The sequence below is a fragment of the Qipengyuania aestuarii genome (assembly GCF_019711535.1).
In the GTDB taxonomy this organism is placed as follows: Bacteria; Pseudomonadota; Alphaproteobacteria; order Sphingomonadales; family Sphingomonadaceae; genus Qipengyuania; species Qipengyuania aestuarii.
Genome location: NZ_JAIGNP010000002.1, coordinates 926,258 through 934,402, shown reverse-complemented (window position 1 = coordinate 934,402; position 8,145 = coordinate 926,258). Strand labels below are relative to the sequence as shown.

Sequence of the window (8,145 nt, the reverse complement as noted above, 5' to 3'; positions counted from 1 at the left end):
GTGGCCCGTTCGTCTAGCGGTTAGGACGCGGCCCTTTCACGGCTGAAACACGGGTTCGATTCCCGTACGGGTCACCACCTCTTCCATGACAATCGGTTTGCCGGGCTGGCGCCCACCGCCCCGGGCCGCTAAGCGCCTGGTCATAATGACTTCCCGTCCCTTTCCCTGGTCCGGTTTTGCGCTGGCACTCGCCACGGCCACGGGCCTGATCATTCTCGGCCTCCCCACCCTCCCGATTCTGCTCATGCTTTTGGTCTGGGCTGGCTCGCTCTGGCTTGTAGGCGGACCTCCGCCGCCCCCGGTGGAAAAGCGCAAGAATGGCGGGATCTCCCGCGAGAACATAGGCGATCTGCTTGAACATTCCGAGAGCCCTGTCATCGTAATCGAGAATGGCCGGGTCGTGATCGCCAATCTGGCCTCGCGCCGCCTTCTCGGATCGCACATCCTTGGACAGGACGCCCGTATGGCGCTGCGGCAGCCCGAGGCTGTTAGCCTGCTGGAAAGCGGTGAGGACGGGGTTGCGATCGTGCGCGGCCTCGCCCGGCGCAAGGATATCTGGCGGATCAATCGCCAGAGCCTGGAAGGCGGGCTGTCCATCATCGAATTCGTGAACAAGACCGCCGAGGCGGATATCAGTAGAGCGCACACAGATTTCGTGGCCAATGCCAGCCACGAGTTGCGGACCCCTCTCGCTTCCATTCTGGGCTATGTCGAAACGTTACGCGAAGATATCGACGATCTCGATCCCAAGATGGGCGACAAGTTTCTTGCTACCATTCAGCGTGAAGGGCTTCGCCTCCAGCAATTGATTAGCGACCTCATGTCGCTTTCGCGGATCGAAGCTGAAAAGCATGATCTGCCCGACCACATTCTCGATTTCGGCAAGCTGGTCGATCGCGCCACTCGTGATGCAGCGGGAGATCGCGCGGTTCGACTGGATATGGATTCACATGGCGACTTCAGCGTCGGCGGTGATGAGCAGCAGCTGGAACAGATGGTCCGCAACCTTGTCGACAACGCGCTGAAATATGGCTCCGAAGACCAGCCCGTCACGGTTCGCCTGCAGCCGCAGGGCGACAAGCGTGTTGTTTTGTCGGTGCAGGATCGCGGCGACGGCATTGCGCCGGAACACCTGCCTCACCTTACGCGCCGCTTTTATCGTACCGATCCTGGCCGCAGCCGGGCCTCCGGCGGCACGGGACTGGGGCTGGCGATCGTCAAGCACATCGTCGAACGTCATCGTGGCAAGCTCGCTATCGATAGCACTCTCGGAGAAGGCACCAAGGTTAAAATAACCCTGCCCCTCGCCGAATAGATAAGGCCGGAAAATCAATGTCTTGCGCAGGCCGTTTACGGCCCGCCTCGTTGCGTCAGACTTATGTCACAAAGACGTAATGTACCGGTCATAGATGCGACGCCGAAATGTCATGTTGTAAGAGATTCGTCACATGAAGATCGCTTTTCGGCCCTCCATCATAGCCGCAGCTCTTAGCTGCACTATTGCCACGCCCGTTTTCGCCCAGGACCAAGAGGTTTCGACCGAACAGGAGCTGGAGACCATGCGTGCGCAGCTTCGTGCTTTGACGTCCCGGATCGACGAACTGGAATCCGATTTGGCCGCGGCAAAATCCGCAAGTGCTACTCAAGCCGCCGCGGTCGTTGATAGTCCCGAAGAGGTATCGGCGCCTGCCGCCAGCGCACCGGTTAACACTCTGGTCAAATCTGATGGATGGAGTTTTACGCCGCGCGGTCGCCTCATGTTCGATGCCGGCACTCTTTCTGCTCCCGACTCAGTTTCGGCTGACGATGGCTTTGGAAATGAAGTCCGCCGCGCGCGCATCGGGGCGTCGGGCGACCTTCCAGGAGGCTTCGGATACAAGTTCGAGGTCGATTTTGCCGGCGATGAGGTGGCAGTCGCTGACGCGATCCTAACCTATGACGACGGACCTCTCGAGATTGCAATCGGGCAGCATAACAACTTTCAGTCTCTGGAAGAGCTGACCAGTTCGCTACACACGAGCTTCATCGAGCGGGCAGCCTTTACCGATGCTTTCGGCTTCGAAAGGCGGATTGGCGCATCGGCGTCCTATGGAACCGGCATTCTTCTCGCACAGCTCGGAGTGTTTACAGATAATTTTGCAGATACAGGAACCGATAATCGCGGGATCGACGGAAGGATAGCCATCATGCCCGAGATCGGCGCCACCCAACTGCATTTCGCCGGCTCGCTACATTACAACGATCTCGGAGACGAGGATGCTAGCGTCCGTTATCGCCAGCGCCCTCTGGTCCACTTTACGTCGACCCGGTTCGTCGATAGCGGCGAGCTGGCTGCCGACAATGAATTCGGCATCGGATTGGAAGCTGCCGCGATCGCTGGCCCCTTCCATGCTGTAGCGGAAGGGTACAGGCAGAAAGTCGATATGCCGATCGCAGGCTCGAACCCCGCTTTCTTCGGTGGGTATGCAGAAGCAGGCTATTTCCTCACCGCAGGTGACACGCGCGGATACAAGGGCGGTAAGTTCGATCGCGTCAAGCCGGCCAACCCGGTCGGAGAAGGCGGTTTCGGCTCGCTTCAGGTAAACCTGCGGTACGACTATCTGGACCTCAACGACGGTGGCATAGTCGGCGAGATACAGAACGGGTATCAGGCTTCACTGATCTGGAAACCGACCGACTATACGCTTTTCAGCGTCAATTACGGCCGGCTGGAATATGATGATGCCGCCCTTCCGACTGCCGGTGGCGACCGGGATTACGGCGTCGACGCGGTCGGGGTCCGGGCGCAGGTCGATTTCTGATCCCGATGTCGTTAAGGGCCGCCTAGCAGATTCGGCGACCCGATAGCGAAAGTCACACTCTTGTCGTCAACACGTAACAATTCCGCGCTTTTGCGCGGCTAGTTGGACACCAATGGGGTTTCTACCAATGACAAAGACTTTCAAATTCGCTCTCGCGGCCACGTCGGCCCTCACTCTCGCAGCTTGCGGCGGCAACGATGCCGGCGGCGGCGCATCGCGCGATCAGATCAAAGCGGTCGGATCCTCGACCGTTTATCCCTTCGCCAAGGCCGTGTCGGAAACCTTCACCCGCTCCAATCCCGACTTCAAATCGCCGATTATCGAATCGACCGGTACGGGCGGCGGCATGAAACTGTTCTGCCAAGGCGTCGGCGCTGCTACGCCCGACATTGCGAACGCCTCGCGCCGCATGAAGGCAAGCGAGTTCGAAACATGTCAGCAGAATGGTGTTACCGACATCATCGAAGTACAGGTCGGACTTGACGGTATCGCGCTTGCTTCGGCCAAGGGCGGCATCACGATGAATCTAACGCCAAAAATGGTCTACGAAGCACTCGCAGCTCGGCCGTACGGCGAAGAACAGACCAATCAGACCTGGTCGGATGTCGATCCGTCACTCCCGGACACGCAGATCCTGGTTTATGGGCCGCCGAGCACTTCGGGAACGCGCGATGCGCTCAAGGAACTCATCCTCGAACCGGGCTGCGACACTAATGCTGAGATGGAAGCCCTGAAGGATAGCGACGAGGATCGTCACGCCCAGCTGTGCACCGAAGTCCGCAGCGACGGCAAGTACGTCGATCAGGGCGAACAGGATAACCTCATCGTCCAGAAGATCGAAGGCAATCCGAATGCCGTGGGGATTTTCGGCTATTCGTATCTTGAGGAAAATGCAGACAAGGTGCAGGGCCTCAACATGAACGGCGTTGCCCCGACCTACGAAAACATCGCCAGCTTCGAATATCCCGGCGCGCGTCCGCTCTACATTTACGTAAAGAAGGCGCACCTTGATGCCATCCCGGGCCTGAAGGAATTCCTGGGCCAGTGGTCGCAGATGTGGAATCGCGGCGGGCCGCTTGCCAAGATCGGCCTCGTGGCCAATCCCGATGACGTGATGGACCGCTCGATGTCGGCCGCCACAAACTTTGACACGCTCGATGGCTCCGAGCTCAAGTAAGGTTCAAATGTACTCACGATGTCGCTGACTATCCTGCTCCTCCTGGCCCTCGGGCTCGGGCTCGCCGGGTGGTTGGCGGCCCGTGCTCGGGCGTGGACCTTCCGGCGCGCCAGTTCACATGGGCGGATCGCCAGCCTGCCCAATTACCATGCGTGGTACGTGGCGCTCTGGATCGTGCTTCCGGTGCTGATTTTTATCGGCATCTGGAGCGCTGTCGCCCCGGGGCTGATTACGCAGTCGGTGCTGGCGAGCCCCGCGGCCGATCAGCTTCCCGCATTCGGCTTCCAAAGGCAAACGATCCTCAACGAGGCCCGCGCAGTAGCGACAGGCGCTTCTCAGGCCGTTTTCAACCCTCTGGCACGTGAGTTCGTCGAGCCGTATCGCGAGGCGCTGTCACGCTACAACTGGATTGGAATTATCGTCACCCTGCTGGTCGCATTTCTTGGCGGAGCGTATGCATTCTTGCGCCTCAAGCCGGACTTTGCTGCGCGCAACCGGGTCGAGAAGATCGTTATGGCGATCCTGCTGGGTGCGTCGCTGGTGGCGATCCTGACCACGCTCGGGATATTTGTCAGCCTGGTGTTCGAAACCGTCCGATTTTTCGGCATGGTCAACCCAATCGATTTCCTGTTCGGTGCGCATTGGGGCCCCGACCCGATGGCCAATGCAGCCAATCCCGATGCGAGCCGCTACGGCGCCATCCCTCTTTTCTGGGGCACTTTGTTCATCGGCGCTATCATTGCGATGATCGTGGCAATTCCTCTCGGCCTGATGAGCGCCATCTATCTCACTCAATATGCGGACCCGAGGCTCCGGACATGGGTCAAGCCCGCTCTGGAAATCCTCGCGGGCGTTCCAACCGTCGTTTACGGCTATTTCGCCGCACTAACCATCGCCCCGGCGATCCGGGATTTCGCCATTTCACTTGGTGCCACTTCGGCATCCAGCGAAAGCGCCCTTGCCGCAGGCCTCGTCATGGGTGTGATGATCATCCCCTTCGTATCATCCATGGCCGACGACAGCATTGCCGCCGTGCCCCAGGCCATGCGGGATGGCAGTCTTGCGATGGGAGCGACCAAGAACGAGACCATTCGGCGGGTACTTGTGCCCGCTGCACTGCCCGGCATTGTGGCCGGCGTGATGCTCGCGGTGAGTCGTGCAATCGGCGAAACCATGATCGTTGTCATGGCAGCCTCTACTGCGGCCAATCTCAGCGCCAATCCGTTGGAATCCATGACGACGGTCACTGTCCAGATCGTTGCCATGCTGACCGGAGAGGGGAGTTTCGACCATCCGGCCACGCTCAGCGCATTTGCACTCGGCTTCGTGCTGTTCCTGGTTACGCTTGCTTTAAACTTTATCGCCCTGCGCGTCGTTAAAAGGTTCCGCGAAGCTTATGAGTGAGCAGATCGCCCCCACACGCACGCCAGCTTTCGAAGCGCGGCTTAAAAAGCGCTATGCCGCGGAAAAACGGTTTAAGGCCATGGGCCTCGGCGCGATCGTCTTTTCGGTTCTAGTGCTGCTTTATCTTCTGGGCACGATGACCATTAACGGCATTGGCGGCTTTCAGCGCGCCGAAGTTGAAGTGCCGATAGATTTCGCCGAGGCAGGGATCTCCATCGATGCGTCTTCGCTCGAGACAGGCAACGCCGTCCAGTCGCTGGAATCCCAAGGTTTACCGCAGGTCGTTGAATATTTCGCCCAGCAATCTCTCGGCGACGAAGGAGCCGCTGAAATAGGCGGACAGGCATGGAGAGATGTCGCTGCGGCAATAGTTGCCGATCCGGCTATTCTTCAGCGAGAAACAGTGTTCTGGATTCCCGCCAGCGCAGATCTGGCCTCCGGTCTTGATGGCGAAGGTTCGCAGGACGTACGTCAACTGGCCGCTGAACTTGCCGATGCGGGCAAACTCGAGAAGAATTTCGACATTGGGTTCTTCACCCGCGCTGACGCTACCAATCCACAGCAGGTGGGTATCTGGGGCGCTCTGAAGGGCTCCATTTTGACGATGATCGTCACTCTGGCTCTGGCTTTCCCGATCGGTGTGCTTGCTGCGCTGTATCTTGAAGAATACGCACCCAAGAACCGGTGGACGGATTTGATCGAACTTTCGATCAACAATTTGGCTGCCGTTCCATCTATCATCTTCGGCTTGCTCGGGCTCGCCGTTTTCCTGACGGTCTTCCCCAGCTACCGCTCCGCCCCATTGATTGGAGGGATGACCTTAGCGTTGATGACCATGCCGGTCATCGTCATCGCCGGGCGTAACGCGATCAAGGCAGTGCCTCCAAGCATTCGTGATGGCGCTCTGGCAGTTGGCGCTTCGCCGGTCCAAGTGGTCTTCCATCACGTTCTGCCACTCGCCCTTCCCGGCATTCTTACAGGGACCATCATCGGGATGGCCCGTGCATTGGGAGAGACTGCGCCGTTGTTGATGATCGGTATGCGTGCTTTCGTAGCAAGCCCGCCCGATAGTTTGACCGCGCCCGCAACAGTGCTTCCCATGCAGATTTTCCTTTGGTCCGACGAAATCGACCGCGGCTTTGTGGAGCGCACCAGCGCTGCTATCATCGTCCTCTTGCTGTTCCTCCTTTTGATGAACGGCCTCGCCATCTACCTGCGCAATAAGTTCGAGAAAAAATGGTGACTGTAGTTCACGAAAATCTAGAGAACGTCGACGCCAAGATGAGTGCACGCGACGTGTCCGTGTTCTACGGTCAGAAAAAAGCTATCGACGACGTGTCGATCGATATTCCAACAGAATATGTCACTGCATTCATCGGCCCCTCGGGCTGCGGGAAATCGACTTTTCTGCGCTCGCTGAACCGGATGAACGACACCATTCCTTCAGCACGTGTCGAAGGTGAGATCACGCTCGACGGCGAGAATATCTATTCGCCGAAGCTCGATGTTGTCCAATTGCGGGCACGTGTGGGCATGGTGTTTCAGAAACCCAACCCTTTCCCCAAATCGATCTACGAGAATATCGCCTACGGGCCCAAGATCCACGGCCTCGCCGAGGGTAAGGACGAGCTCGATGCGGTGGTTGAAAAATCGCTTCGCCGAGCCGGCCTTTGGGAAGAGGTCAAAGACCGCCTGCAGGACAGCGGAACAGCCCTCTCGGGCGGCCAGCAGCAACGCCTGTGCATCGCCCGCGCCATCGCGGTCGATCCGGAGGTGATCCTGATGGACGAACCCTGTTCAGCGCTCGATCCCATCGCGACCGCAAAAATTGAGGAACTGATCGACGATCTCAATGGTCGTTATGCCATCGTCATCGTAACTCATTCCATGCAACAGGCCGCGCGCGTCAGCCAGCGGACTGCTTTTTTCCACCTCGGTAAAATGGTGGAATATGGGCGGACTTCCGATATATTTACCAACCCGATCGAACAGCGCACGCAGGACTACATCACCGGCCGCTACGGATAAGGCTCCAAGAGAATGCAAGAACACACAGTAAAGGCCTTTGACGAAGACATTACCCGCCTGCGCGGTCTGATTGCGGAGATGGGTGGTCTTGCCGAAGTCGCGATCCAGGAGGCGCTCGACGCACTGGTGCAGGGTGACGACGAGCTGGCCAAGAAGGTGGTCAAGGGCGACAAGAAGATTGATGCGCTTGAAAGCGAAATCGACAAGCTTTCCGTCCGCATAATCGCCTTGCGGGCGCCGATGGCGGACGACCTGCGCGAGGTGATCGCCGCCTTGAAGATTGCCGGCGTGGTAGAGCGTATTGGCGATTATTCGAAGAACATCGCCAAGGCGAGCCGCGAGATAGGCGACCATCGCAAGCAGTTCGAACCACTCACCCTGCTTCCGGCGATGGCCGAAGTCGCGAGCGAGATGGTGCACGACGTGCTGACGGCCTATGCTGCGCGCGACGCGGAATTGGCACGCGAAGTCATCGCCGCCGATGAGAAGGTTGATGCCTTTTACAATTCTATCTTCCGCAACCTCGTCAGCCACATGGTAGAAAATCCCGCGACGATCTCCAGCGCGGCGCAGTTGCTGTTTGTTGCCCGGAATCTCGAACGGATCGGCGACCATGCAACGAACGTGGCCGAAATGGTCCACTTTGCCGCTACGGGCACTTATCCCGTTGACGAGGATGGTTGACACAATTCTGTAGCTTGAAGGTCATACTGCCGTGTCAAAGAAACCGCAGGA

General features: G+C 58.4%; 7 protein-coding genes and 1 tRNA gene. All 8 read left to right on the top strand.

All coding sequences use genetic code 11. The annotated features are described in order from the left end of the window. The first annotated feature begins 2 nt into the window (after window positions 1-2). The 8 genes from K3175_RS09660 to phoU all read left to right on the top strand — a co-directional run bounded on the left by K3175_RS09660 (window position 3) and on the right by phoU (window position 8,094). A tRNA-Glu gene (locus K3175_RS09660) sits at window positions 3-77 on the top strand. A gap of 68 nt (window positions 78-145) precedes the next feature. Next, window positions 146-1,315: a sensor histidine kinase gene (locus K3175_RS09655; RefSeq protein ID WP_247710798.1), complete on the top strand. Its 1,170-nt coding sequence runs from the start codon at window positions 146-148 to the stop codon at window positions 1,313-1,315. Between the two features lie 133 nt (window positions 1,316-1,448). Continuing rightward, complete coding sequence (locus K3175_RS09650; protein ID WP_221543121.1) at window positions 1,449-2,801, top strand: OprO/OprP family phosphate-selective porin; 1,353 nt, start codon at window positions 1,449-1,451, stop codon at window positions 2,799-2,801. A 127-nt stretch (window positions 2,802-2,928) separates the two neighbouring features. Further along, on the top strand, window positions 2,929-3,978 hold the full coding sequence (locus K3175_RS09645) for a substrate-binding domain-containing protein (RefSeq protein ID WP_221543120.1): 1,050 nt from the start codon (window positions 2,929-2,931) through the stop codon (window positions 3,976-3,978). A gap of 18 nt (window positions 3,979-3,996) precedes the next feature. After that, window positions 3,997-5,382 (top strand): phosphate ABC transporter permease subunit PstC, encoded by a 1,386-nt coding sequence (pstC, locus tag K3175_RS09640; protein WP_221543119.1) that lies wholly within the window; start codon window positions 3,997-3,999, stop codon window positions 5,380-5,382. Continuing rightward, complete coding sequence (pstA, locus tag K3175_RS09635; protein ID WP_221543118.1) at window positions 5,375-6,625, top strand: phosphate ABC transporter permease PstA; 1,251 nt, start codon at window positions 5,375-5,377, stop codon at window positions 6,623-6,625. The genes pstC and pstA overlap by 8 nt, the downstream gene beginning before the upstream one ends. Further along, window positions 6,619-7,410 (top strand): phosphate ABC transporter ATP-binding protein PstB, encoded by a 792-nt coding sequence (gene pstB / locus K3175_RS09630; protein WP_221543117.1) that lies wholly within the window; start codon window positions 6,619-6,621, stop codon window positions 7,408-7,410. Before pstA ends, pstB begins: the two co-directional genes overlap by 7 nt. Before the next feature lie 12 nt (window positions 7,411-7,422). Continuing rightward, the gene (gene phoU, locus K3175_RS09625) at window positions 7,423-8,094 is read left to right on the top strand and encodes a phosphate signaling complex protein PhoU (RefSeq protein WP_221543116.1); all 672 of its coding nucleotides are present in this window, start codon (window positions 7,423-7,425) and stop codon (window positions 8,092-8,094) included. The last annotated feature ends 51 nt before the right edge of the window (window positions 8,095-8,145 follow it).